Raw genomic sequence first — 687 nt, forward strand, 5'->3', positions numbered from 1 at the left:
CCTATCCATATTCTGATATCACAAATAAACAGACGATAGCGACTTGGATTAAGGCTATGAGGGATGATGAAGGCATTAAATCGCAAGCCGTATTAGCAAACCACGAAGCTGATTTTGAAGGAGTTATCAATGTAACTGATAAGATCCTTTTGGATTGAGGTAAAGAAGTATCTACAGAAGAATTAACTGCATGGGTAGCAGGAGCAACCGCAGGAGCTAACATCAATCAATCCAATACAGGAAAAAAATATGTCGGAGCCATCGATGTAGTAACTAAAAAAACTAAGTCGGAGATGGAAGCTGCTATCATCAATGGAGAATTTATCTTTAAGGTAGATTCTGCTCAAAATGTCACTTGTGTTTATGACATTAATTCCTTTACATCTGAGACCGTCGATAAAGGCAAAATGTTCTCGAAGAACAGAATCATAAGGGTAATAGATAATATCAACAATGATATTACGATCATCTTTGAAAGCAATTATGTAGGCAAGGTTAATAACAATGCAGCAGGAAGAAGTTTGTTGAGGGCAAGTTTAATTGAGTATTTCAATGAACTTCAAAGGCTCAATGCAATTCAAAATTTCACAGCGGAAGATGTTACCGTTGAAGCTGGTAAAGATATAGATTCAGTAGTCATTAATTGCTATATTCAGCCTGTTGATAGTATAGAGAAAATCTATATCA

1 protein-coding gene is annotated in these 687 nt (G+C 35.8%); it reads left to right on the top strand.

The window, feature by feature from the left end:
* Positions 1 to 221: 221 nt before the first annotated feature.
* A partial coding sequence (locus tag RCF13_RS07815) for a phage tail sheath C-terminal domain-containing protein (RefSeq protein ID WP_308141038.1) occupies positions 222 to 687 on the top strand: 466 nt, incomplete at its 3' end.

Source organism: Stenotrophomonas maltophilia group sp. RNC7 (assembly GCF_030910085.1).
GTDB classification, from domain to species: Bacteria; Pseudomonadota; Gammaproteobacteria; order Xanthomonadales; family Xanthomonadaceae; genus Stenotrophomonas; species Stenotrophomonas sepilia.